At 63.0% G+C, this 25896-nt stretch carries 21 protein-coding genes and 1 tRNA gene; 4 read left to right on the top strand and 18 right to left on the bottom strand.

Annotated elements, in window-relative coordinates; genetic code table 11:
• Positions 1–111 precede the first annotated feature (111 nt).
• Positions 112–1107, top strand: coding sequence for a phosphoribosylformylglycinamidine cyclo-ligase (gene purM, locus OKA04_RS06870; protein ID WP_264500405.1), 996 nt, complete (start codon positions 112–114; stop codon positions 1105–1107).
• A 315-nt stretch (positions 1108–1422) separates the two neighbouring features.
• Positions 1423–3342, top strand: a complete 1920-nt coding sequence (locus OKA04_RS06865) for an amidophosphoribosyltransferase (protein WP_264500404.1) — start codon at positions 1423–1425, stop codon at positions 3340–3342.
• Positions 3343–3963: 621 nt separating this feature from the next.
• On the opposite strand, the gene OKA04_RS06860 is transcribed toward OKA04_RS06865, so the two are convergent.
• Both OKA04_RS06860 and OKA04_RS06855 read right to left on the bottom strand, forming a co-directional pair.
• Positions 3964–4878: an NAD-dependent epimerase/dehydratase family protein gene (locus OKA04_RS06860; protein ID WP_264500403.1), complete on the bottom strand. Its 915-nt coding sequence runs from the start codon at positions 4876–4878 to the stop codon at positions 3964–3966.
• 9 nt (positions 4879–4887) lie between these two features.
• Positions 4888–6012 (bottom strand): phosphotransferase enzyme family protein, encoded by a 1125-nt coding sequence (locus OKA04_RS06855; RefSeq protein ID WP_264500402.1) that lies wholly within the window; start codon positions 6010–6012, stop codon positions 4888–4890.
• 179 nt (positions 6013–6191) lie between these two features.
• On the opposite strand from OKA04_RS06855, the gene OKA04_RS06850 reads away from it, so the two are divergent.
• Both OKA04_RS06850 and OKA04_RS06845 read left to right on the top strand, forming a co-directional pair.
• Positions 6192–6863 (top strand): helix-turn-helix transcriptional regulator, encoded by a 672-nt coding sequence (locus tag OKA04_RS06850; RefSeq protein WP_264500401.1) that lies wholly within the window; start codon positions 6192–6194, stop codon positions 6861–6863.
• An 82-nt stretch (positions 6864–6945) separates the two neighbouring features.
• The gene (locus tag OKA04_RS06845) at positions 6946–9747 is read left to right on the top strand and encodes a DUF6600 domain-containing protein (RefSeq protein WP_264500400.1); all 2802 of its coding nucleotides are present in this window, start codon (positions 6946–6948) and stop codon (positions 9745–9747) included.
• A gap of 43 nt (positions 9748–9790) precedes the next feature.
• Here OKA04_RS06845 and OKA04_RS06840 read toward each other — a convergent pair whose 3' ends face one another.
• From OKA04_RS06840 to tatC, 16 genes are all read right to left on the bottom strand, one after another.
• The gene (locus OKA04_RS06840) at positions 9791–10654 is read right to left on the bottom strand and encodes a transglutaminase family protein (protein ID WP_264500399.1); all 864 of its coding nucleotides are present in this window, start codon (positions 10652–10654) and stop codon (positions 9791–9793) included.
• A 13-nt stretch (positions 10655–10667) separates the two neighbouring features.
• Positions 10668–10742, bottom strand: a tRNA-Val gene (locus OKA04_RS06835).
• A 212-nt stretch (positions 10743–10954) separates the two neighbouring features.
• Positions 10955–11746 (bottom strand): BlaI/MecI/CopY family transcriptional regulator, encoded by a 792-nt coding sequence (locus OKA04_RS06830; RefSeq protein ID WP_264500398.1) that lies wholly within the window; start codon positions 11744–11746, stop codon positions 10955–10957.
• Positions 11747–11891: 145 nt separating this feature from the next.
• Positions 11892–12875, bottom strand: a complete 984-nt coding sequence (locus OKA04_RS06825) for a TlpA disulfide reductase family protein (protein WP_264500397.1) — start codon at positions 12873–12875, stop codon at positions 11892–11894.
• A gap of 4 nt (positions 12876–12879) precedes the next feature.
• Complete coding sequence (locus tag OKA04_RS06820) at positions 12880–13512, bottom strand: LysM peptidoglycan-binding domain-containing protein (protein WP_264500396.1); 633 nt, start codon at positions 13510–13512, stop codon at positions 12880–12882.
• A gap of 105 nt (positions 13513–13617) precedes the next feature.
• A complete protein-coding gene (locus tag OKA04_RS06815; RefSeq protein WP_264500395.1) occupies positions 13618–14424 on the bottom strand; it encodes a TatD family hydrolase in 807 nt (268 codons plus the stop codon).
• Between the two features lie 11 nt (positions 14425–14435).
• Positions 14436–16280, bottom strand: coding sequence for a POT family MFS transporter (locus OKA04_RS06810; RefSeq protein WP_264500394.1), 1845 nt, complete (start codon positions 16278–16280; stop codon positions 14436–14438).
• 152 nt (positions 16281–16432) lie between these two features.
• The gene (locus OKA04_RS06805) at positions 16433–17437 is read right to left on the bottom strand and encodes a beta-ketoacyl-ACP synthase III (protein WP_264500393.1); all 1005 of its coding nucleotides are present in this window, start codon (positions 17435–17437) and stop codon (positions 16433–16435) included.
• Between the two features lie 49 nt (positions 17438–17486).
• Positions 17487–17993 (bottom strand): hypothetical protein, encoded by a 507-nt coding sequence (locus OKA04_RS06800; RefSeq protein ID WP_264500392.1) that lies wholly within the window; start codon positions 17991–17993, stop codon positions 17487–17489.
• Positions 17994–18124: 131 nt separating this feature from the next.
• Positions 18125–19228, bottom strand: a complete 1104-nt coding sequence (gene leuB / locus OKA04_RS06795) for a 3-isopropylmalate dehydrogenase (RefSeq protein WP_264500391.1) — start codon at positions 19226–19228, stop codon at positions 18125–18127.
• A gap of 55 nt (positions 19229–19283) precedes the next feature.
• On the bottom strand, positions 19284–20594 hold the full coding sequence (locus OKA04_RS06790; RefSeq protein ID WP_264500390.1) for a peptidylprolyl isomerase: 1311 nt from the start codon (positions 20592–20594) through the stop codon (positions 19284–19286).
• Between the two features lie 36 nt (positions 20595–20630).
• Positions 20631–22022 (bottom strand): AI-2E family transporter, encoded by a 1392-nt coding sequence (locus OKA04_RS06785; RefSeq protein ID WP_264500389.1) that lies wholly within the window; start codon positions 22020–22022, stop codon positions 20631–20633.
• A 55-nt stretch (positions 22023–22077) separates the two neighbouring features.
• Complete coding sequence (gene nusB, locus OKA04_RS06780) at positions 22078–23001, bottom strand: transcription antitermination factor NusB (protein WP_264500388.1); 924 nt, start codon at positions 22999–23001, stop codon at positions 22078–22080.
• Entirely contained in the window at positions 22994–23503 is a 510-nt protein-coding gene (ribH, locus tag OKA04_RS06775) for a 6,7-dimethyl-8-ribityllumazine synthase (RefSeq protein WP_264500387.1), read from the bottom strand. Before ribH ends, nusB begins: the two co-directional genes overlap by 8 nt.
• An 87-nt stretch (positions 23504–23590) precedes the next feature.
• A complete protein-coding gene (locus tag OKA04_RS06770) occupies positions 23591–24466 on the bottom strand; it encodes a YicC/YloC family endoribonuclease (protein ID WP_264500386.1) in 876 nt (291 codons plus the stop codon).
• A 58-nt stretch (positions 24467–24524) separates the two neighbouring features.
• Complete coding sequence (gene tatC / locus OKA04_RS06765; RefSeq protein WP_264500385.1) at positions 24525–25892, bottom strand: twin-arginine translocase subunit TatC; 1368 nt, start codon at positions 25890–25892, stop codon at positions 24525–24527.
• Positions 25893–25896: the final 4 nt, after the last annotated feature.

The raw sequence follows: 25896 nt of genomic DNA, 5'->3' as shown, positions 1-25896 counted from the left end.
GGAAATCTAAAATGATTTCGCGAAGGCGGCTCCTAACCGGCCCGCCGGTAATTCCCGGTTTTTCCGCGTGACCGCCGGGAGGGGCGCTGTCACAACGCGCGGACTGAGCGCATGGGATCAAAGCTGACTTACCAGCAGGCCGGGGTGGACACGCGTAGAGCGGCCGCCCTGGTGGGTGACATCAAGAGCCACGTGGCCCGCACGCAGCAGAACCGTAAGCTTCTCGGAGCATTCGGTCTCTTCGCTGCCTGCTACGATCTCAGCTCTTATAAAGAGCCGGTGATCGTGACCGGCTGTGATGGCGTGGGCACGAAGCTGGAGCTCCTGCTGGAGCACGATCTCCTGGAGATCGCCGGCAAGGACCTGGTCGCGATGAGCGTGAACGACATCCTCACCACCGGTGGGGATCCGCTGCTCTTCCTCGACTACATCGGCATCGCAGCGCTGGATGAAGAGAAGATCACCCGCCTGATCGCGGGCATGTGCGACTACCTCGCTTCTTGCGATTGCATTCTCGCGGGCGGCGAAACCGCGGAGATGCCCGGCATCGTCCCGGCCGACGTGATCGAGCTTTCCGGCTTCTGCATCGGCTGCGCCGAGAAGCCCGAGCTGATCGATCCGTCCACGCTGCAGGTCGGCGACGTGCTCGTCGGCTACAAGTCGGACAGCATCCACGCCAATGGCTGGAGTCTCGTCCGCCGCGTGCTGAAGGAGAATCCCGGCTGCGTGAGCGAGGAGGAGCTCACCGGTTTCCTGGAGCCGACCCGTCTCTATCACGATGTCGTCCGCGACATCCGCGCCGCCGGTGTGAAGCCGAAGGCCTACGCCCACATCACCGGCGGTGGCCTGCCGGAGAATCTGGAGCGCCTTTTCCGCGGCTTCGGTGCCGATCTGGAGATCCCGAAGTGGGAACTCCCCGGCATCGACAAGCTGCTGGCCCACGTGGATTCGGAAGACCGCTTCCACACCTTCAACATGGGTATCGGTTGGGTGGCCATCGTTTCGCCCGCCGAGGCGGAAAAGATCCTCTCCGCCGGTCCGGGAGGAACAATCCTTGGCACCCTGGTTGACACCGAGGGTGTCCGGGTGAAAGTCCGCGGCGAGTAACCCGCCAAGCGACTCCCAACCGCGAATGGATGCCAATGGACGCGAACTGAATCCCAAGGACGAGGTGTGCGCGGGGAGTGCCCGCGCTGCCGCGTCCATGTTTTCATTCGTGTTCCGTGGAATCCCTTATACCCCGCAGCCGCGTCATGCGGTTCAGTGGCGGGCCATCCAGATGGGCGGATATCTACCCGATTTGGTGGTCATCGATTTCAAGCCCCGGCAGTCCGGACGGGAACGAATTGTCCCCGTCCTTTGATCCGACACTTTACTTAGCGTCCATTCGCGTCCATTCGCGGTTTTTCTTCTCCAGTCTCCATGAGCGACTTCCTGAAGCACGAATGCGGAATTGCCGCCGTCCGGCTCCGCAAACCGCTGGCCTATTACTACGACCGCTATGGCACCACCCTCTGGGGGTTCCAGAAGCTTTTCCTCCTCATGGAAAAGCAGCACAACCGCGGTCAGGACGGCGTGGGCATCGGCTGCGCGAAGCTCGATATGCCGCTCGGCCAGCCGTATATCTTCCGCCGCCGCGACAGCGAGCGGGACGGCCTGTCGAACATCTTCCGCAAGGAGATGAAGAACTTCAACAAGATGGCCCGCAAGGGACTGCTTGATCCGAAGCGCCCGGAAAGCATCAAGGCGAACTACGACTTCGGCGGCGAGGTCCTCGTCGGGCACCTGCGCTACGGCACGTCCGGCGAATTCGACGAAGGCTCCTGCCATCCGTACCTGCGCCGCAGCAACTGGCCGACCCGCACGCTCATGGTCATGGGCAATTTCAACATGACCAATGCCGCGGAGCTGAACCAGGTGCTCGTCGATCGCGGCCAGCACCCGGTCTTCGGCACCGACACGCAGACCGTGCTCGAGGAGATCGGCTTCCACCTCGATGAGGCGCACACCGATCTCTACCGCAAGCTGCGGGACGAGGGTGTGGACGGCCGCGAGATGCCGGAGCGGATTTCTTCCGAGCTGGATCTCGCCCGTATCGTCGGCGAGTCCGCCCAGGCATGGGACGGCGGCTACTCGATCTGCGGTGTCGTCGGAAATGGCGACATGTTCGTGATGCGCGATCCGCGCGGCATCCGCCCGTGCCACATGCTGGTGACGGAGGACGTGATCGCCTTCGCTTCCGAGCGAGTGCCGCTGATGACCGTCTTCGAGGCCGATGCCTCGCAGGTGAAGGCGCTGGATCCTGGCTGCGTCGTCACGATCAAGGCGGACGGCACCTTCAACGATACCCCGTTTTCCCCGCCGCAGAAGTACACGCCGTGCTCCTTCGAGAAGATCTACTTCTCCCGTGGCAATGACCCGCAGATCTATCGTGAGCGGAAGGCGATGGGTGCCTCGCTGGTGCCGCAGGTGGTGAAGGCGATCGAGAGCACCTTTGACAAGGCGGTCTTCTCCTTCATCCCGAATACCGCCGAGACCGCCTACTATGGCCTGATGGACGGCCTCCGCCTCTACCGCCGCCAGCAGGTCCGCTCGTCCATCCTCGAGGCACAGGCAAACGGGGAGCTTACCCCGGAGCTGCTCGACGACCTCATCCTCCGCAACTGGCCGCGTGGCGAGAAGATCGCCCACAAGGACATCAAGATGCGGACCTTCATTGCCCAGGAAAAGGGCCGCGACCAACTGGTGTCCCACGTTTACGACATCACCTACGGCGTGGTCCGTCCGGACGATGCGCTGGTGGCCCTCGACGACTCGATCGTGCGCGGCACCACGCTGAAGAAGTCGATTCTCAAGATCCTCGCTCGCACCACCCCGCGCAAGATCGTCGTCTGCTCCACCGCACCGCAGATCCGCTATCCGGACTGCTACGGTATCGACATGTCGGAGCTGGGCAAGTTCATCGCCTTCCAGGCGGCGATCGCCCTGCACCGCCGCGCCGGTCGCCAGGCTCTCCTCGATAGCATCTACGAGGACTGCCGTAGCGAGCTGCTGAAGCCGACGTCGGAAATGGTCAACCGCGTGAAGGGCATCTACGAGGCCTTCACCGACGACGAGATTTCCGCGGAGATCAGCCGCATGGTGTCGCCCGAGGACATCAACTGCGACGTGCACGTCATCTTCCAGACCATCGAGAATCTGCACGCGTCCGTGAAGGGCCCCTGCGGCGATTGGTACTTCACCGGCGACTACCCGACTCCCGGCGGCTACGCCATGGTGAATGCCGCCTATGTGAATTGGTATGACGGCGTCGGTGGCCGCAGCTACGGGCTGCAGCTCTGAATCCTGACGGCATCCTCTTTCGACCAAGGCGTGGACAGCGATGTCTGCGCCTTTTTCGTCGGTGCTTATTGCGAGGACACCTGAAGCTTCGCCGAACGTGGAAAATCGCATTTTTAAAAAATCTCACATTTTTTGGAAATCGGGATCTCCGGAACGCGATTGAGGTGACATGACGAGCTTCTTCCACCTCCAACCCTCCTCGACCGGGCCGGTAGTTCCGGGGGGTGCTGTCGGGACGGGCGGGGATGATGGGATGGAGAAACTCGTGGCACCGCTTCGGGGCGAAAGCCCCGCGGTGCCGACCTATTTCCGATGCACACCAGCCCGCCTGACGGGGGGAACCGTGGCAAAGGGCGATGGATATGTTGCATGCGATGCCGGGGGGCTCGCCGTGTGGACATCCGCGCCTGCCACTGTCTGTCAGGCGACCGATGAAGAGGGAGCGGCACCTGTCCGCCGGGGGGCGGGCAGGGTGTCTTCCTCAAAAAATTTCAGGCCCCGGCTAGGGTAGTTGCTCAAGCGCGTCGGGGCCCAGTGGTCCCGGCGTGCTGGGTTCCTCGTCGGTCAGATCAAATCACATCACACACGGAGAAAAGCCGCGGGGGATCGCGATCCGGCGGCTTACTTCCGGAAGAACTCCAGCGTTGTCGCCAGCGATTCGTCCAGCGCGTGAGCCGGTTGCCATCCCGCGTCGCGGAGCTTGTCGGCGCTGGAGCGCGAGTGCTTCACATCGCCCGCACGCTCGGGACCGTGCAGGACCTGCGAGGTGGAACCGGCTGCGGCGAGGATCTTCGTGGCGAGATCGTTGATGGTCATCTGGCCGCCATAGCCGGCATTGAAGACACCGGTGACACCGGGAGTCTCCACGGCGAAGGAGAGCGCGCCGACGATGTCCTTCACGTAGATGAAGTCGCGTGTCTGCTGGCCATCGCCATGCACGGTGATGTCCTCTCCCTTGAGCGCCTTTTCGATGAAGATGGGCACGGCTGCGGCATACGCGCCTTTCGGATCCTGGCGCGGACCGAAGACATTGAAGAAGCGGATGGCCGCGGTTTCCAAGCCACGCTCGCGGTTGAAAAGGTCGAGGTAGTATTCCCCGTCGAGCTTCGTGATCGCGTACGGGCTCTTCGGTTCCGGCAGCATCGTCTCCAGCTTCGGCACCGTGGGATTGTCGCCGTAGATCGCGGCGGAGGAGGCGAAAACGAGCTTCTTCACGCCTGCTGCTGCGGAGGCTTCCAACACGTTCAACAGGCCGTGGACGTTGATGTCCACGCACTCGGCCGGCTTCGCCATCGACTCGGGCACGCTGACCAGCGCGGCCAGGTGGAAGACGTAGTCCACTCCCTCGACTGCCTTTGCCACGGTCTCGTGGTCGGTGATCGAGCCTTCGATGAAGACGTGCTTCAGGCCATTGAGATTCTTCCGGTATCCCGTGCGCAGATTATCGATTACGCGGATCTCGTCCGCCTTGTCCTGATAGTGCTCGACGATGTGCGAGCCGATGAAACCGGAGCCTCCGGTGACGAGGATTTTCATGGGGGGCAGTCAGGCGGCGAAGACGATCTTGTCGCTGCCGGCGGTCACTTGCACGATTTCTTCCATGCGCTCGAGGTTTTCCTCGATGGCCTTCACCATGGTGAATTGCGAGCGGCAGCGGTCGAGATTGTGGCCGGGGCGCTTCGTCTTAAAGTAGGTGTCGCCCTGCAGGTAGTCGGTGAGGAAGCGGATGCCGCACTCCAGCGTGAGCAGCTTGCCGGAGAAGGCGAGGTGATCCACTTCCGCGCGGTTCAGGAAAGAGGCGGCGGTATCGAGATAGCCGCGGACGAGCGCATCGAAGCGGTCGAGCCGCATGCTGATCAGCGAGAGATCCGTCTCATCCTCACGGGTGGTCGGAGTGGCGGTGCGGACCATGTCGCCGAAGTCATAGAGCACGGAGCCCGGCATGGTGGTGTCCAGATCGATGACGCACACGCCTTCCGAGGTCACATCATCGAGGAGGACGTTGTTCAGCTTGGTGTCATTGTGGGTCACTCGCTCGGGGATGACGCCCGCGGCGATGAGGTCGGTGACTTTCCGGCAATCGTTGGCACGGGCGAGTGCGAACTCGATCTCCGGCTGGCAACCGAGCACGCGTCCGAAGCTGTCCGCGGCGATCGCGTCCTGCAGTGCCTGGAGGCGCTTCGGCGTGTGGTGGAAGTCCGGGATCGTCTCGTTCAGGCGCTTGCCGCCAAGGTCGGCCGCGAGCTTCTGGAATTCGCCAAAGGCCCGCGCGGCTTGCTCTGCCTGGAGATTCGTGCGGATCTCATCATAGCCGCGGGCGCGCTCGATGAAGGGATAGGTGCGCCAGAAATTCCCCTCGCGGTCCACCACGAAGGGCTTTCCGTCGAGGCCGGGTACGACGGACAAGGTGCGACGCCGGGCTTCCGGGTGGTTCTGGTCGAGCAGGCGGGCCAGCGAGTGGGAAGTCACCCGCTCGATATTCTCCATCAGGCTCGCCGGGTCCTTGAAGATTTGGTGATTGATCCGCTGGTGGATGAAGCGGACGCGGATGCCTGCCTGATCGTACCACGCGCAATACGTGTCGTTGATGTGCCCGGAGCCGTAAGGCTGGGCATCAACGAAGTCGGCCCTCATTTCAAAGAGGCCGGCGATCTGTCGGACATCGTGCATGGGTGCTGAATTAGGCGTGAAAGCTCATGCATTCCAGAATAAAATGACGCATACGCATCTTGAAATGCGTCCCATTGCTGGGATTTTGCGAAGTCAATGAGGCTTGGTGTCGTGAAGGCCGGGCAGAGAAAAAGCGATTTTGGGTTGATCCTAGGCGGGATCGGCAGGGAGTTTGCATCATGTTTGTGCCGGGCTTCCGCGACTTGGTGAAAGAGGGGTGGGTGAAGATCCTCGATGAATTGAAGGTATCCGGAGGCTTGCCCGTGCCCGAGCTGAGCCGGCGTCTCGGCGGCAGCTACATGGGGATGAAAGACCAGTGCGACCGTCTGGTGAAGCTGGGTTATGTGGAGCGCTGGCGCCTGCCGCGGCAGGAGGTCGGGCGACCTGAGATCATGTACCGGCTGGCGCCAAAGTCAGAGGCTATTTTTCCCCAGGCGGGCTCGGCTCTCTCGCTGGACCTGCTGGAAGCGGCGCGGACGCTTTTCGGCGATGCCGCGCCGGAGCGGCTGCTGATGCAGTATTTCACCCATCTCCGCGAGCGCTGGCGGCCGAAGCTGATAAAGGCGAAGTCGCTGGTGGAGCGGGCGACGCTGCTCTCCGGCCTGCGGGAGAAGGAAGGCTGCTTCGGCAGGTGCAAGTATGACCCGGCGCGGGGCTTTCGCATCGAGGAGTATCACCATCCGCTGCAGCCGGTCTTTGCAGCCTATCCCGGGGCGATTACCCTGGAAGTTCGGATGATGGAGGAGCTGCTGGGCACCCGCATCACCCGGCGGGAGATTCCCGGTGGTCGTGGCGGGCCGGCGCGCATCGACTACGAGGTGGCCACGCTGGGCGTCCGCGAGGGTGTCTGAAGGCGGGCTTTGATTTCGTGCAGAAGAGGATGAATAGTCTCCGACCGACTTCGGTCAAAGTGACTGCTATCCCCATCAACCGATGAAACCCCGACACTTCTTCTGGGCCCCTTCCGCCCTGTGTCTCCTGATCGCCTCGTGCGACAGGAACAAGTCCAGCTCCGCCACGACTGGCGGAAGCGAAGCTACCGACCCGATGGCAGCCGAACGTGCCGCCTTGGAAAACGAGCGCATGGCCTTCGAGCGACAGCGGCTGGATGACGAGCGAGCCCAACTGGAAGCGGACAAGGCAGCACTGGAAGCCGAGCGCGAAGACCGCCTTGCTCAGCGCGAACAAGACGCGAACCAGCGTGACCTGACCCTCGAAGAAAGGCAGCGCGCACTGGCAGATCGCGAGCTGGACCTGCGCGACCGGGAAGGGGACCTCGCGGATCGCGAGGCCGGCCTGAGCCAGCGCGAGCTGGAGCTGGCGGGACAGGACTACATTGAGGATTGGGAGCCGGATCCAATCCCGAACTACCAGGAGCCGGTGGCCGACTACGGCACCTTTTACAATGACCTCCAGCCTTACGGCTCGTGGTTCGAGACGCCGGACTATGGTTACGTTTATCAGCCGACCGTGGTCGTGCAGGACAATTCATGGCGTCCCTACACCCGCGGGAAGTGGGCATGCACGAACCGCGGATGGACTTGGGTCTCGGACGAGCCCTTCGGCTGGGCATGCTTCCACTATGGCCGCTGGACCTTGCTCTCCGGTCGCGGGTGGGTGTGGGTGCCCGGCGACGAGTGGGCTCCTTCCTGGGTGACGTGGCGCGAGGGCGACGACTGCATCGGCTGGGCACCGCTGCCGCCGGAGACGCTCTGCTATCGCGGCCGTGGCTGGAGCTCGAGCGTCGAGGTGGACTTTGGCATCGGCCACTCGCTCTTCAGCTTCGTCCACAGCCGGAACATGGCGGACCCGATCTGGCGTCACTGCCTGCCCGTCGCGCAGAACAACATCTTCATCAAGAAGACGGTCAATATCACCAACATCCACATCCAGCGCGACCGGGTGGTGAGCGGTGGACCGCGCTATGAAAAGCTGCGCGGTCTGGTTCGCAAGCCATGGCCGGTGTATCAGCTCGAGACGGATCGCACGAAGGGCATCCGCGATATCGCAAGCCGGAATGCACAGATGCGCGGCAATCGCCTCGAGGTCTTCGCGCCGGGTATGAATACCCGGTGGAATGCCGGGATGAAGCCCGAGCGGGTCAAGGGCAAGTGGGACGACGTGAAGCCGGTGCGTGCCGAGGGCGGCGTGAAGCCGGAGTGGACGCAGCGTTTCCGCGAAGCCCGCGAGAAGCAGAAGGAGCAGGCGGTGGCTTGGAAGCGCGATAACTCCGCGGGTGATGATGCGCAGAAGCAGCTTCAGGCGAACCGCGAGAAGGTCGGCGAAGCGCAGAAGACCTATCAAGCGAAGCAGCGCGAGATCGCGGAAACGCGCCGTGAGAAGATGGTGGCGAGGCGCGAGGAGCAGGCGGCGAAGAATCAGCCCAAGCCAACGCCGGAAGCCGGACCGGGCCAGCCCGCCACTCCCGGCAAGCAGTCGCAAGGTGGCGCACCGGATCGCAAGCCATCACTGGCAGAGCGGCAGCGCGAACTCACCGAACGCATGCGCGAAGGTCGCGGCAGGGGCCAGGGTCAGGGTGCTGCTGAGCCTCAGACGGAGACTCCGCAGAACACGCCACCGGGTCGCGGCGCTCGGCCTAACACCCCACCTGCAACCGGAGCGGAACGCAATCGTCCCGGCGGCAACGGCCGGAACCAAGGTGGTGGGGGCCGGGGTGGAAATGCTGCGCCTCCTTTGACGCAACAGGATGCGGAGAGAAACGGCCAGCCGCAGCAGCCGCAAACCCAGCCACAGCAGCCAAATCAGGAAAAGTCGCCGATGCCGAGCAGGCGTCCGTTGCAAAATCCTGCCGAGACACCCGAAGGCCAGGAGCGTCGTGCCGAAGCAAGGGCGGAGAGGAACCGTCAACGCGAGCGTGAGAAAAGCGCCGAGATCGACCAGCAGAACGAGCGTTTCCGCCAGCAGCAGCAGGAAGTGGCTCGCGAACGACGTGAGTCTGCGATCCGCGAACAGCAGCGCGCCCGCGACAAGGCTGAACGGGAAAGTCAACAAGCAGCGGATGAGCGCGCCCGTCAGGCACGCGAAAGTGCCGAGCAGAGAAGGCGCGATGAATGGGAGAAGGAGATGTCGGAGCGCGAGAAGAAAGCTCGTGACGATCAGCAGCGGGAACGCGAAAGCCAGGAACGTGACCAGAAGGCACGTCAGCAGCGTCAAGACGATCTGAACCGGCAAGAGCAGGAGCGGGAGCGTGGCCGCCAGCAGCAGGAAGAACGCGCGCGCCAGCAAGAGCAGATGCGTGAGCAACAGGAGCGCGCCCGCGAACAGCAAGAGGCACGCCGCCAGCAGGAGCAGGAACGCGCGAAGCAACAGCAGGAGGAGCGAGCACGCCAGCAGGAGCAAGAACGCGCCCGACAGGAGGAAAGGATGCGCGAACAACAGGAGCGTGCACGCCAGCAGGAAGAAGCCCGCCGTCAGCAGCAAGAGCAAGAGCGAGCCCGTCAGGAAGAGCGGATGCGTGAACAACAGGAGCGCGCCCGCGAGCAGGAAGAAGCGCGCCGTCAGCAACAAGAAGAGCGCGCGCGCCAACAGCAAGAGCAGCAACGTCAGCAGGAAGAGGCCCGTCGCCAGCAGGAGCAGCAGCGCCAGCAAGAAGAGGCTGCCCGTCGTCAGCAGGAAGAGCAGCAACGCCAGCAAGAGGAGGCCGGTCGCCAGCAGGAACAACAGCGCCAGCAGGAAGAGGCTCGCCGTCAGCAAGAGCAGCAGCGTCAGCAGTGAGTATCCCCCTGCGGATCACTGGGCAGTGATTCAGGTGAAGGCGTCAGAAGGGCGCCTTCACCAGTGTCGCCAGCAGCTCTTCCATGAGCTCGGCGTCCACTGTCTCACCACGGACGGACCATGAGGTGGCAAGTTCTTCCACCAGTCTCACCAGCAGTTCACCGGGTGCAGCGGGACGTGCGGCCAGTGATCGGATCTCGCGGGGATAGCGCCGGATGCGGTGTGCCAGATCTTCGCTGGTCACGGTGCGCCCTTTCACCGCGGGCTCGGTCATCATGACTTGCCCGTCCTCGTGAAAGCGGCAGAGGAAAGATTGCGGGAGGCTGATGCCTTCGACATCGATATCCAGCCGATGGGCGACGAAGAGGAATACCAGTCCCATGCCCAGCGCGTTTGACGGATTTCCCGCCAGGACATGGGCGATGTCATAGTTCTCCGGCTCGTCTTCCTCGTGGATATTCGGCTTGAAGCGACCGCTCTCGAACAAGGCCTTGTTCAGTCCGGCGGCGCCTTGATGATCGCCGATATCTTCGAGTTCCTCGGCTAGCAAATCGAGCGCATCGCCGAGTGGCTGTCTCATCGTCACGCCATCGTGAAGATAGTCGGATAGCGAACGGAGCAGGGCTTCGAATTGATCCCAGTCATCCTGCACCGCTTCGGCACCGCCGGCGGGGACCACCCATTCGCGGCGCAGGCGTTCACGCCGGGCAGGGAGCAGCAGCAGGGAGAGCAGCTCGTGATCGGCCTCGCTGAGATCGATGTTCATCTCGCCGAGCAATTCACTCACGTCGCCATCGTAGGCGGAGAGCGCGGCTTCCACGGATGCCCGCACTGGCGGGGAATCGTCGTCGAGCAGCCTCAGTAGAAGGGCGAGGCGCTCCGGGGAAGTGTCGGGAGCGGCGGTCACGAAAGAAAGGGGATGGTGCGCGATACTGGGATCGAACCAGTGACCCCCACCGTGTCAAGGTGGTGCTCTACCGCTGAGCTAACCGCGCATGTGCCCCCGGACGGGGCCGGGAGAATGGGTGGACCGGTGCGGGGATGCAACCCAATTTTCGATGAAATGCGGACCTTTTTTCGATCAGGGAAAAGACCCGGGAAACAAAAGGGCGGGGAGCCGCAGCTCCCCGCCGTTTGAGACAGTGAAACTCAACGCGAACAGGCCGCATCGCCCTGGGCGAGGGGATCTGTGCGCGGATGGGGAACCTTAGGCCTTTTTCGCGGCTTTCTTGGCGGCCTTTTTGGCAGGCGCCTTCTTTGCCGGAGCGGCTTTCTTGGCGGACTTGGCGGCTTTCTTCGCAGGGGCCTTCTTTGCCGGTGCGGCCTTCTTCGCAGCCTTCTTGGCAGGGGCGGCCTTCTTGGCGACCTTTGCAGCCTTCTTCGCTACGGTCTTCTTTGCGACCTTCTTGGCAGCCTTCTTGGCGGACTTCGCAGCTTTCTTGGCGGCCTTCTTGGCAACCTTCTTCGCAGGAGCGGCCTTCTTGGCGACCTTGGCAGCCTTCTTGGCAGGAGCGGCTTTCTTGGCAGGAGCCTTCTTCGCTACCTTTTTGGCGGCGGCCTTTTTGGCCGGGGCTTTCTTGGCGGCGACCTTCTTGGCCGCCTTCTTCGCTGTTTTCTTTGCAGCCATGGCTTTGTGTCGTTTGAGTTCGCGTTCGATGTTTGTTTTCTCATCCGGTGTCAAAGTCCCGGCGGAGAGTAGTGCGAGGATCGCCTCACCGAGACGGCCCCCGAAAGCATTGGTAAGGAAGTCGTGCGCGGCACGACGCACGATGACGTCCTGGGAGAACGCGGCCTCATAGACATGAGCGCGACCGTCGCGCACACGCTTGACCAGCTTCTTGCGTTCGAGACTCTGCAATACCGACAGCACTGTCGTGTAGGCGCGGTCCTTTCCGTCCGGGAGACTCTCAAGTACGGCACTTACCGTAGATGGACCCTCGTGCCACAAGACGGACAGAGCCTGAAGCTCAAGATTGGAGGGGTGGGTAGCTCGTGCCATGATTTTATGGTCGCCGAAATGGTGTCACCATAAATGTAGTAGTTCACAAATACGTCAAGTTCAAATTGACGGATTTTTCGGAACACTTAACGAAATTCACATGCCTTATGTTGTTCTACGATATCCATCGTAGTTGATGTCGGGATCAATGTCCTTCGATGGAGGGGCGTTTCAGGTCGGGTGCGAGCTTCGACAGGGATTTCCACAGTCCATCGTCCGATGGATGTCCGTTGAAGATCACGCTGCCGTCAGGAGATACGAGGACCATCGTAGGCAGGTCCTGCACGCGCAGCTTCCGCATGAAGGAGTCCTTCTCGCGATCCTGCAGCCATGCCCCCGGAGGCTTCGCGCCAAGGCCGCTGACAACTTCCTTCGCGTCCTTCGCGGCATCGGCGGTGAACTCTGCAAGCAGGGACACCACGGCCACGCCGTTCTTCTCCAGTTCGGTCGCGGTGACCTTGAAGTCCGGCATGCTGGCCTCGCATTCGCGGCTCCATGGCGACCAGAAGTGAAGGAGCGTCGCTTTCTTATCCTTCATCAGCGAGCCGAGTTCGACAGGCTTGTCCGCGAGCAGGGAAGACAGCTTGGCCGAGCCATCGATCTTGATGGAACGCATCGCCTCATCGAGGCGGAGGCGATCGATGTGTGGTGCGAAGGCGCTGGCCTGCCGCGGGCTCAGCCAGAATGCCTCGGTGATATGTTTCTTGAAGCCGTCGCGATCCTCTTTCTTCAGAGCGGCGATCGCCTGCACATACTCGACGACGGCGAGCCAATCCTCCTTAATGGCGAAGATCTCGGACTGCTCAATCTTGAATTCTTCCTTCCGCTTGAGGAATTCCGGCAGCATCGCGGCGATCAGGTCATCCTCGCCGCGATCGACGTGGTAGAGAAAGCGCGCCTCCAGGATGGGCTGCTCGCCCACTCCCTGCTCGCGCGCTTTCTTCACCGCGGCATCGAATGCCTCGGGCGTGCCGCGCTCGGAGATCATGCGCTCCAGCGCGGCCCGCTGCGGTGGCAGGGATGCGTAGGGGTCTTCCTCCGTCGCGGGCTTCGGCTCCTGGGCGAAGCAGGTTGCCGCCAGCATGAGCAGCGCGGCGACCGTGGATGTGGAGCGGCGGAAGGAAGACATGGGGTCAAGGGATGCGGAGCTTCGAGCCGAGTACCACGGTGTCGGACTTCATGCCGTTCGCCTGCTTGATGGCAGAGGCGGTGGTGCCGTACTTCGCGGCGATCTTGCTGAGCGAGTCACCGCGGACCACGACGTGGGTCTTGCGGCCTGCTGCTGCCGGTGCGGTGGCTGCGGAGCGGACCGGGCCGGAGGAGCCGGGGATGGAGAGGGTCTTGCCGAGCACCACGGTGTCGGAGGTCATGCCATTGGCCTGCTTGATGGCCGAGGTGGACACTCCGTAACGGCGGGCGATGCCACCGAGCGTATCACCACGCACCACGGTGTGGCTGGTGCCTGCTGAGGAATGCGACGGCGTGTGCGAATGGGACGGCTCGCTGTGCGAAGGGGCGGGAGCGGCCGAGTGATCTTCATACGCGGCCTGACCGTAGGTTGGATTGTGATCCGCGGGAGGATTCACCGGCTGATAGGGTACGGACTCGGCCGATGCATCACCGGGTACGCCGTAGGGATTCGAGGTGTCGTATTGATCACCACCATCGACGGTGTCGTAGTTTTCATTGCCGCCCTTGTTGAAGAGCGAGCAGGAGGAAAGGGAGAGGGCGGCAGTGGCCAGGGCGAGATAGCGAACGGAGCTCATGGATTCAGTGCGACAGGGGTGAATTAACAAGACGCGTGCTTCTTGGAAAGCACAGTCGCGTTGGAGATCAAACGCAGCCGGTCCCGCGCTTTGTTCAAATCACGATCACGCACCAAAGCGGAAGAATCGCGATACTGCAACTTCGCTTTCTTCGGAGAGCTTCTCAAGTGAAACCCCGCGATGAAGCGCGAGATGTTCCGCGACATGCCGGACGTATGATGGCTCGTTGCGCTTGCCGCGATGTGGCATCGGCGCGAGGTAGGGCGAGTCGGTCTCCAGCATGAAGCTGCCGGCTGGCAGTGCGACCGCAGTGGCGAGCACGTCGGTGGCATTCTTGAAGGTCGCCACGCCGCCGAAGGACACGAGTCCGCCGAGCGCGATCACCTCGAGGGCGCTCGCTTCGGGCCCGATGAAGCAGTGGAAGACGGCGCGCACCTTTGCGGCGTGACACCGATAGATGGCGAGCGCGTCTTGGAAAGAAGCATCGCCCTGTGTGTCGCGCGTGTGGATCACCACATTTAGCCCGGCTTTCGCAGCCAGCTCGAAGTGGGCATCGAGCAAGTACCGCTGGCGATCGCGGAAGGCCTGCTCCGTCCATCCGTCGGGTGCGGGATGATAGTAGTCGAGGCCGGTCTCGCCGATGCCGCAGACCCGCGGATCGGCCACGTGCTTCCGCAGGTGATCGATCACGTCATCCGGTGCCTCGTGAACGCTGCACGGATGGATGCCGATGCAGGCGGAGACTTCCGGATGCTCGCCCGCGATGGCGAGGTTCGCCTCCAGGTCATCGAGATCGGTGGCCAGGGTGACGAGGCGCGCGACGCCATTCTCCCTGGCGCGCGCGACAAGGTCAGGTACCTCCGCGGGATCGAAGCGATGGCTGGCGAGGTGGCAGTGGGAATCGGTGAGCACTGGCAGGTTGATCAATCGTGCAGGTAGGTCCGCGGGCGATACGCCATCGCGAAGGGCACGTAAAGCACGGCGGCACCGAGCATCAGCCACGTGAAGAAGCGGAAGTAGGCGGCTCCCTCGAGCTTGGTTTGGCCACCGCAGAAGGCGGAGGCGGAGTAAACGGTCTCGGTGGAGGTATTGACGGTGGTGATGCCCAGCTCCGTCTTGCGCTTCTCCAGCCAGCTTTGCTTGCTATCGGGTGCAGCGGGTTTTTCGACAGAGACAGTCAGGCCCATGTCCCACTTCGTGCCGTGGATGCGGTCCGCGCCGTCGCTGATGAGGCGGAAGTGGGAGGAGTCGATGATCTCGTAGCGGATGGGATTGCCGAAGAAGTCCTTGCCGAGATCGGCACCGAGCGTTTTCGGGTCGGGCAGCTTGTCATCGGCCTTGCGCGCTTCAGCTTCGATGATTGCAGCAGCGGCGGTGAAGGCTGCCTGACCGGGGATATCGAGCTTGTCGATGGCTCCGTTCTTCAGGTGGGCGACCATGTCGTCAGCCGGGTCTTCGAGGGAGAGGCCGGGCAGCACCACGTTGCGGACGTCCTTTTTCCAGTCGCCAGGCAATTGTGCGGTTGCGGCAGCCAGTTGCTCCTCGGCGGCGCTCGGGATCTGGATGAACTCGTTGACCTGGGCGGTCATCTTGTTGCCGATGAAGACAGCCGCGAGGTAGAAGGCCATGACGAGCGACTTCATGCTTTTTGGCGCCTGCGTGTAGGAGAATTCCAGGCCGACGATGGACACCATCACTTCCGCGGCGGTGAGGATGACGAAGGCGGTGAGCTGCCAGCCGATCGAGGGACTGTTGCCCTTGTCGATCCACGACTGGATGAGCGTGGACAGCGCGAAGCAGCCCACGGTGAGGAAGAGGCCGAAGCCGATCTTGCGAAGCGGGGTGAGCTTGAAGACGCGGTTGATCAGCGGATACAGCACGAGGCTGAAGAGCGGGACGAAGGTCAGGATCAGGATCGGGTTCGCCGCCTGGATCTGCGACTCCAGCCAGGTGATGCCCATGAAATTCAGGTCCATCTGTGCGGCCTGCTGCACCCACGAGGAGCCGGTCTGGTCATAGAGACCCCAGAAGACCGCGATGAAGAGGAAGAGGGGGATGAGCTTGGCCAGGGCGAAGAGGCCTTCCTTCGAGCCGAGTTCCTTGAAGAAGGACAGGCCTGCGGGTGGCACGTGGACGAAACGGTGCCGTCCCATCCAGAAGACCAGTGTGGCGAGCGCCATCAGTCCGCCGGGGATGCCGAAGGCCCAGTGCGGGCCGTAGTGCTCCAGCAGCCATGGCGTGAGTAGGGTGGAGAAGAACGAACCGAAATTGATCGAGAAATAGAACCAATTGAAGACCCGGGTGAGCAGATGTGAATTCCTCGGTCCGAATTGGTCGCCGACGTGGGCGGAGACGCAGGGCTTGATGCCGCCGGAGCCGATGCAGATCAGGATGAGGCCGGCGAAGAGCCAGCTCTGCGAACTGCCGGTGGTGCCCATGAGGGCGAGGGCAAGGTGGCCGAGGCAGTAGAAGATGGAGAGCCAGAGGATCGTGCGGTACTTTCCGAACAGCACGTCGCTGAAGAGCGCACCGATGAAGGGTGTGAGGTAGGCGTACGCGACGAAGTCATGGTAGTGCTCCCGCGCCTGGGCATCGGACATCGCGGAGCCCGCCTGCTGGTCCATCAGCCAGAGATACTTCGTCATGAAGACCACCAGAATGGTCCGCATGCCATAGAAGGAGAACCGCTCGGCGGCCTCGTTGCCGATGATGAAGGGGATGCCGGGCGGCATCCGGTCGGTATCGAGGGCGTTGGTGCGGTAGGACATGGGAGATGATGCTGAGCTTGGAGACGCAAGGCCGGAAAACGGCGGGCCATGCGTGGATATCGGGCGACGCTAGGAAGCATCCCGCGCGCCGTAAAGCTCAGGAAATCTTGGTAAAAACAGGGGCTCCCGCTAAACCCTGTGAAGGCCCGAGATCACCATCTAACCGCGGCGGCGGCCCACGTGAGGCCGGCCCCGAAAACCACGAGCACGATATTGTCGCCGCGCTTGATGTGGCCCCCGCGATTCGCCTCATCGAGGGCGATGGCGACGGCTGCGGCGGAGGTGTTGCCGTACTTTTGGAGATTCACGAAGACGCGCTCGTGCGGCACCGAGAGGCGGTCGGCGATGGCGTCGATGATGCGCAGGTTTGCCTGGTGAGGCACCACGAGCTTGATGTCCTCGGGCTTGAGTCCGGCGCGCTCGATGACCTTTTCCGCGGACTCCTTCATGCGGTTCACCGCGTGCTTGAAGACCTCCTTGCCCATCATCGAGAGGCTGGCGAGGTTCATACCCGCATTGTCGATGGTGATCGGGCAGGCGGAGCCGCCGCCGGGGATATTCAGCAGGTGGGTGAGCTTGCCATCGGTGCCCATCTCGGTGGCGATGATGGAGCCTTCCTCAGGCGCGGCACGGCGCAGGACCGCGGCACCGGCACCATCGCCGAAGAGCACGCAGGTGGTGCGGTCGTCCCAGTTGATGAAGGAGGAGAGCTTTTCCGCGCCGATGATGAGGGCATTCGCAAAGGCGCCGTCGGAAATGAGGCGCTTCGCGATCTTCATCGCGTAGAGGAATCCGGAGCAGGCGGCGGAGATGTCAAAGGCCACTGCGCCGGGGCAGCCGAGCTGCTGCTGCACGTAGCAGGCGGTCGCCGGGGTGAGCGTGTCTGGCGTGATAGTGGCCACAATGATGAGTTCGACATCCTCGGCGGCAATTCCTGCCTGCTCGAGTGCCTTGGCGCCCGCCTTCGCGGCCATGTGCGAGGTGAATTCACCCTCCGCAGCGATGCGGCGCTCGCGGATGCCGGTGCGCGTGAAAATCCACTCGTCCGAAGTCTCGACCAGCTTTTCCAGGTCGGCATTGGTGAGGACTTTCTCGGGCAGATAGCTGCCGGTGCCGGCAATGCAGACCTGATGCTGCGAGGTGAAGGCGTCGCTCATGAACGGGCGGACTTTGGAAACCGGCCGCGGGCGTTGCAAGTGCGAAGGATCAGGATGCCGGTGTGAGTCCGGATGCCGGGTGGATGCGGAGGCGTTTCCCGGATTTCAGGAGCTGCCATGCCCAGAGACCCAGCCAAGCTGCCAGAAGCACCCAGGTCGGAAGATAGGCTCCGCGGATTCTCATGACAGAGTCGCGGTCGTTGACGATCTTCGGCAGCCAGATCTTGCGGAATTTGGGGTCCGCTTTGCCGCGTTCGTCATTTCCCGAGTAGCTCGCATCCCGCATCAGCTCGTCGAGCCATCTGATGCCGATCGCGCCACCTGCGAGTTCCAGCATCAGGGAACCCGACTCGGCGGGCGTCCCGGCGGGTATGGTGGAAGTCGCCGACCAGTCCCGCCACGAGCCGCGGTGGATGGTGCGGATGACGGAGGTATTCACGTGGGAGTCCACCGTCAGCCAGATGAAAAAGGAGGTCACCAGCAGCCCCAGCCAGAACGTCCTCGAATGGAGGAACCAGGTGCGTGGTAGGGAAGGGGAGGTGGTGGGAGCACGCATGCAGGAGCGTAGACGCGGATGCTGGGGGCTTTCTTCACCCGCATTCTTCAATACATGCGCCGAGGTTAAAAGATAAAGGCCGGTCCTGTGGAGGACCGGCCTTTTGCTCTATTATAGAGGGAAGCGGCGTCTCAAAGACGCGCAAGGATCGCATCCGCCATGGCGGTGGTGCCGACCTTCGTCTCGCCAGCGGCTCCGGTGGCGATGTCGCCGGTGCGGAAGCCTTCGTCGATGGCCTTGGCCACGGCGGCCTCGATGGCGGCGGCGGCTTCGTTTTCGCCGAGCGAGAATCGCAGCAGCATGGCGGTGGAGAGGATCTGGGCGATGGGATTCGCGATGCCCTTCCCCGCGATGTCGGGTGCGGAGCCGCCGGAGGGCTCATACATGCCGTAGTAGAGGCCGCCGTCCTTCTGCTTGCCGAGAGAGGCGGATGGGAGCATGCCGAGCGAGCCGGAGATCATCGCCATTTCATCCGAGAGGATGTCGCCGAAGAGGTTCTCGGTGACCAGCACGTCGAAGGAGTCGGGGCGGCGCACGAGCTGCATCGCGGCATTGTCCACATAGAGGTGGCTCAGCTCGACTTCCGGGTAGTCCTTCGCGACCTGCACGGCGGTCTCGCGCCAGAGGACGGAGGTGGCGAGCACGTTGGCCTTGTCCACGGAGACGAGGCGCTTCCCGCGGCCCATGGCAGCGGTGAAGGCGACGCGCAGGATGCGGTCGATCTCGCTCTGGCGATAGATCATGGTGTCGTAGGCGACGGGCTCGCCATCGCGCTCCTCGCGGCCCTTTGGCTGGCCGAAATAGACGCCGCCGGTGAGCTCGCGCACGCAGAGCACGTCGAAGCCATTCGGGATGAGCTCGTTTTTCACCGGCGAGGCGTGGGTCAGCGAGGGCAGGCAGACGCCCGGGCGGAGATTCGCGAAGAGGCCGAAGTGCTTGCGCAGCGGCAGCAGGGCACCGCGCTCCGGCTGCGTGTCCGGCGGCAGGGACTCCCACTTCGGCCCGCCCACGGAGCCGAAGAGGATGGCATCACTGGCCTCGCAGGAGGCGATGGTTTCCGGCGGAAGCGGGTGGCCGGTGGCATCGATGGCCGCACCGCCGACCAGGCGCTCCTCGCGCGCGGTGGTGAAGCCGAACTTGGCCTCCACGGCGTCGAGCACGCGGAGGGCTTCGGTCATGACTTCCGGGCCGATTCCGTCGCCGGCGAGGACTGCGATGCGATAGCTGCGAGACATGGCCGGGACGCTAGGAGCCGCCCGGACGGAATCCAGAAGAAACGGGGTCAGCGCCTCACGGGGTGATGGTGAAGGCCCGGTTGACCGCTCCCGGGATGGGGGAGCCACTGACCGTTGCGGAACCCTCCACCCAGCCGCTGGTATCCCCATGAAAAGAGAGGTAAACGGAATTGAGGGAAGTCCATGCGTCTGTCCCGGCTGGAGAACTGAAGGTGGCACTCAGCACTCCGAGCGGAACGAAACGGGCCTGTGCTCCAGTCGCTGAATAAAGCCCCGTTGATGGAGCCGAATCGCTCCAAGACACGGCGCTGAGAGATCCGCTCGTTGAGTTCGAGGCGGTCCATGTGCCGGTAGTCCCGCCTCCGAGGGTGAGCTCCACCCAGTTTCCTGCGCGGCTGGTGATGCGGAGCTTGCGGTTTGCTTTGTTCAGGTCCGCAGGGGCGTTGTTGAGAAAGCTATAGTCCGTGTCGATCATCCGCATGAAGAACTTGGGGAAGGTCACGCTGGTGAAGCTGATCTCGGCTTCCTCGCTCTCGTCCAAGCTCAGGTAGTGGCGGAACGGAGTCCAAGTCCGGAGGTCCGTGGAGTGGCTATTATGATATTCGTGGCCAGCTCCCCGGTCGAAAACGATGGAGAAAGTCGATGCCGCGGCATTCCTCTTCGGCACGAGAGCGATGCCTTTTTGAATCGGCAATTTCAATGCGGGTGCATCGAGGTCGAAGGCAGCGTAGTCAGGTCCGGAGATGACGACGTTTGTGATCGTGATCGGTGTGACAGGCCGATCCGAATAGCCTGGATCGCTCGGGCCGGCATTTGCGGCAGTACGGTCGGTCGGGAAGTTCGCCGGATTGGTGAAGCTATCGACGATGGCGCGACCGCTGATCACCTCGCCGAAGATGGAGTGCTTGTCGTCGAGCGAAGGAGTTGCTTCGAGGGTGATGAAAAACTGGGATCCGCCGGTGTTTGGCTGGCTCGCCTTCGCCATTGAGAGGAAGTAGCGGCCGGTGTGGCGGAGGGAGGCGTGATACTCGTCGAGGATGGCATAGCCGGGGCTGTCGGTGCCCTGGCCATTCGGTGAGCCGCCTTGGATCACGAAGTTGTGGATCAGGCGATGGAAGGTCTGTCCGTTATAGTACGGGGTGTTCTCGACGAGTTCCCCGGTGGTCACCCGGACCCACGGACGTCGGCCGGTGGCAAGCCCGATGAAATTCGCGCAAGTCCTCGGTGCCTTGTCATGGTCCAGCCGGGCGCGGAACGTGCCGAGCGTGGTGCTACCTTGGGCGACGGTGAAGTCGGCGTAGATCTGGCCATGGGCGAGTGACGCCGAGGCAAGCAGCAGCAACAGGGGAACTCTCACGCGGCGCATGCCGCCATGAAGCGCCCCCTTCGGCAAGCACGTTGGTCAGACGCCCTCTGCTTCGGAGGGCTCCCACTCGTCGTAGTCCCGGGGCTTGTCCTCGGAGTCCTCCTTCAGCTTCCGCTCCCAGATGTAGCGGCGGAAGAGCACCTTCACCGCGGCGGTGAGGGGCACGGCAAGGAGCGCGCCGACGAAGCCGCCGAGGATCAGCGACCAGAAGAGCATCGAGAAAATGACAGTCATCGGGTGTAGCCCCACGGAGTCGCCCACGATCTTCGGTGCGGTGACGAGCGAGTTGATCTGCTGGACGATGACGAAGATGGCCACCACGCCGCCGACGTAGGCCCATGGGTTCGAGCCGAGGATGTGCTGGTTGTCCGGAACGCTGAAGTGGAAGTAGGCCAGCACGCACGCGGGGATCAGCGTGATGATGTTCCCGATGTAAGGGATGATGCCGAGCACGGCCATGATGATGCCGACCAGCAGGCCGAGCGGCAGGCGGAAGGCGGTGAGCGCGAGGCCCACCAGCATGCCATCGATGAAGGCTACGAAGACCTGGCCGCGGAAGAAGGAGATGAGGTAGCGGTTGATCTCGGTGAGCGTCTCGATCAGCTCCGTCTTGAAGCGCGAGGCCTTCAGCGGCACGTAGTCGTGCCAGTGCTCCTTGATGGCCGCGCTCTCGTTGAGAATGTAGTAGAGGTAGATAGGCACCATCAGGAAGCCGAGGGCGAGGCCGAGGAAGCCGAGCACCTTGCCCGCGCCGCCCTTCACCCAGCCGAGGATTTCGTCGATGTAGCCCTTACCCTGTGACCAGAGTTCGGTCTCCTTTAGGACGATCGGCGGTTCGAGTTGCTTGTTGCCGCTGGCTGAGGCTTCGTCGAGGGCTGCGGTCAGCGTTGCCTTCGGTGCATCCGAGTCGGGATCTCCCGGCGGGCCGAGCAACGGATCGATGAAGGGCTTCGACCACTCATGCTTGTTCCGGTTGTGGATCAGCATGTTTACGATGAACTCGTCGAAGGATCCCTTTTTTTGGGCGGGGTTCTCATCCAGAGCTGCCTGATCAGCCTGCGTCTGGACGGGCTGCTGGGTGGCGGCGATGGCTTGGCGCTGCTCCTGGAACTTGTGGATCTGGCCGCCCACCAGCGGGATCATGATCGCGACCAGTCCGGCGAACATCAGCGTGAAACCCGCGAACACCGAGACGACCGACCAGCGCCGGGAAAAACCGCGCTGCTGGAAAATGCGGACCACCGGCTCCAGCAGATAGGCCACGATGGCTGCCACGGCCAGCGGCACCAGCACCGGCTGGAGGAATCCGAAGACCTGTCCGACCAGCCAGACCAGCCCGACGACGAGTGCGCCTAGCACCAGGATAGACACGCCGGTGGCGGCGTTCCAGAGCGTGCGAAGCTGAAAGCGGGTGGGGTAGCGTGCCATCTTTCCGACGGTCTAGCAGATAGAGCGCCGGGAAGGGATGGGAAAATTCCGCTTGTTAAGGAATCGCTGTCGGATCCTCGGTCACCTGCGGGGCCGCCGTCTTCGCAATCTTGTCCAGCACGCCATTCACGAAGCGGCCGGAGTCGGTGGTGCCGAAGCGTTTCGCGAGCTCGATGGCCTCGTCGATGGCGACAGGGGCGGGGACATTCTTGGCGTGGAGGATCTCCCAGGTGGCCAAGCGCAGGATGGCGCGGTCCACGGGGTCAATGCGCTCCGGGGCGAAATTCTCCACCACGGCGGCGAGACGCTCGTCGATGGCGTCCTTTTCACGGATCACCGCGTCGGCCAGTTCGTTCGTTTCGCGGAGCAGGGAGGCGAGGGATTCCTTCGACTCGCGGAGCTTCGCGAGATCCACCTGATCGGGGAATTTCTCCGGCTCCTCCACCATGCTGACGCGCTCGGAGATGCGGGCGAGGCGGCGGATGCTACCGGCGACGGGGTCGAGCTGGGAGCGCAGCGCGGGCACGTCCTCGATCGCGTCGAGGAAGCGCTTGCGGGCGAAAATCAGGTCGCGATCCGTGCGGAAGAAGGTCGCAAGTGCGGGCTCGAAGCGCTGGCTGAAGGAGTCGCCCTCGCTGTCCCGTGGGATACGCGAGAGTTGGATCATTCCTGCCGTCCACTTGTGCTCCAGATCCGACACCTGCTGGAGCGCCATGGTGGTGCGCTCGAGCTGTGGCCGGGCCTTCAGCGTGGCCATGGCCAGGTCGAAGCGCTGCTGGAACTCGATCAAGCGGGCCTCGCGGCCGAGGCTCAGGTGATGCAGCGTCTTCCAGGTCGCCTGCAGGATGGCACGGCGGTCCGACTCGGTGACGAACTGCCAGAAGGCTTCGCGGAGCGACGCGGGGTCGGCTCCGCCTTCGAGGTCGGCGCAGTAGAGGAACTGGACTACCGCCTCGCGGATTTGTCGGCGGCTAGGCATTGCGGGAAGTGACGCGAGGCATGGTGCGCTCGATCTCGTGGAAGATGTCCACCATCGAGGCGGCGACGCGGGCAGCCTCGCGGCCGCGGTTGAGATTGGATCCGATGCAGCGGGCGTAGGCCTGCTTCTCGTCTTCGACAAGGAGAACCTCATGGATGATCGGCACCTTGTACTGCAGGGCCATCGACATGAGGGACTGGGTGATGGTGCCGGCGATGAGGTCGGCGTGCGAGGTCGCTCCCTTCAGGATCACGCCGAGGGCGATGATGCAGGCCGGTGGCTGCTCGCTGCGGTCGAGGACATTCGCGACGGTCACCGGGATCTCGAAGGCACCGGGCACGCGGATAATGTCCACGCGGGTCTGGGGCATCAGCTCGCCGAGTTCTTCCACGGTATTGTCCACCAGGGCGTCGGCGAACTGCTCGTTGTATTTGGCCGCGACGATGCAGACCCTGACGCGGGGTCCGATGATGCGGGGCTTGGGCGGCAAAGCCGAGGACATGGGCGGGATATGGCGGGAGGTGGCGAAAAAGTCAACGGAAGCGACCGGAGAATGCCACAGCAGTGGGAAACGGGTCGTAAAAGACTGTCACTCCACGTTTTGCACCTGCTCGCGGATCTTTTCCAGCTCCGTCTTTGCCTCCACCACGTGCTGGGCGATGACGGCGTCGGAGGCCTTCGATCCGATGGTATTGAACTCGCGGTGGATTTCCTGGCAGAGGAAGTCGAGAGGGCGACCGGCAGGCTCGCTGCCCGCCATGTATTCGCGGAATTTCCTGAAATGGGAATCGAGGCGGGTGACTTCTTCCGAAATGTCGCAGCGGTCGGCGAAGACGGCGATTTCCCGCAGCACGCGCTCATCCTGCAGGTCGAGGTCCAGGCCTGAGTCGCGCAGGCGCTTCGTCAGCACCTCGCGGTAGCGCTCGGGCCGTCCGGGAGCCAGCGTTGCGATGGTGGCGGCGGACTTTTCGAGGGCCGTGAGGCGGGTGGTGAGGTCCTTGGCGAGGTCATTGCCCTCGGCGGAGCGCATTTCCAGCACTTGCTCGATGGCGACTTCCAGGGCGCGCTCGATCGCGCTCCAGACCGTTTCCGCGGCGAGGCCGCCATCCTCGATCCGGATGATGCCGGCGGTGCGCATGAAATCCCCGGCCTCGGGCATGACCTTCCGGCCGGTGTGCTTGGAGATGCACTCGAAGGCGGACTCAAGGGCATCCACCAGCCGCAGGTCCACGCTGACGGGTGCGGGCGCGCCACTGGAGCGGTCGAATTGCACGCTGACCTGGATGCGTCCGCGGGAAATCGTATTCAGCACGGCGCGGCGGATGCGGGCCTCCAGTTCATTTAGTTCACGCGGGAGCTGGATGACCACCTCGGCCTGCTTGCGATTCACGCAGGCGATCTCGACCGTGGCCGTGCCCTCGTCCGCCGTGGCCGAGCCCCGGCCAAATCCCGTCATGGAATGCATGCGCGGAGGCTGGCGGGACAATCTCGCCTTGGAAATGGGAAACTGGAAGCCGGGGCCGTTAGAGATCCGTCATCCGGCGCTTTTCCTCGCCGGGGATGCTCTGCGGGGGATCGTCGTTCTCTTCTTCCTCCACGGGGACTTCGGGGCCGTCCTTCGGCTTTTCTCCTTCAGGTGCGGACTCTTCGGCAGGCTTCTCGGCTTCCTGGCCGGCCTTCCAGCCTTCCTCGGAGGCGGATGGGTCCCAATTGTCGCCGCGATCTTCGTCCTCGCCGCCGTCCCTTTCGTAGGTGTCCTCCAGATGGTTGCTCCGGTCCGTCAGGAGGCGTTCCATGCGCTCCTTCTCCTCGGCTTCCTCGGCCTTGCGCTGCTTTTTCGCATCGTACCAGGCCAGCCAGATGCAGATCTCGTAGAGAACGATCATCGGCGCGGCCATCAGGCAGAGCGTGAAGGCGTCCGGAGTCGGGGTGATGACGGCCGCGATGACCACGATCGCGAGGATGGCGTAGGAGCGTGTGCGGCTCATCGCCTCGTAGCTCAGCAGGCCGATTTTCACGAGGACCATGACCACCACCGGCAGCTCGAAGGAGAGGCCGAAGAGCAGGGTGAACTGGGTGGCAAAGGTGATGTATTCGCCGATCCGCCAGTCATTCGATACGCCGAGCTTCAAGCTCCACTCGTGGAAGAAGACCAGCGCCCGCGGCAGGACGAAGAAATACGCGAAGCCGACGCCGAGCAGGAAGAGGCCGAAGCCGATCGCCAGCGCGGGCCACAGCACCTTTTTCTCATGCTCGTGCAGCCCGGGTAGCACGAACTGCAGGATGAACATCAGCAGCAGCGGGAAGGCGACGATGATGCCGGCGAAGAAGGCCAGCTTCATGGAAAGCATGAAGCCCTCGGTGGGCTTCAGCGTGGACATCATCTGGACGTTACCCCGCGGGTCGATGTCCGGGCTCGCGCCTTTTTCGAGCATCAGCTCCAGCGCCTTGACCACCGCGGGGTCGGCCTTGCTGAAGTCGAGGAATGCGGGTCGCTTTTCGACGGGTAGCACCGCCATCGCCCGCAACATGCTGACCATCTGGACGAGGCGCTGCGTTTCCTCGGGAAACTGTGCGCGCAGGTAGGTCCCGCTTTCCGGGGAAAGGCCCAGCGCGGCGCGTTCGATCTTCTTCGCCTGTTCCCAATCCTCGGGCTTGATTTCCTCCGGCAGGATGCCCTTCGCGTGGGTCAGCCAGACCTGCTCGACTGGCTTCTTCAGGATCTCCATCAAGTCGTCCTGAAAGGAGAAACACGCGATCATCGAGACCAGCAGGGTGATCACGACACGGGTGACCATGACGCGCAGATCCTCGAGATGCTCCAAGAAAGGCTTTTCGAGATCCGGGTTCGCCTTGTCCCGCAGTTGGAAAACCTTCTTCAGCAAAAACATCGTC

It is taken from the genome of Luteolibacter flavescens (assembly GCF_025950085.1).
GTDB classification, from domain to species: Bacteria; Verrucomicrobiota; Verrucomicrobiia; order Verrucomicrobiales; family Akkermansiaceae; genus Haloferula; species Haloferula flavescens.
This window is presented reverse-complemented; position numbering and strand designations above follow the sequence as displayed.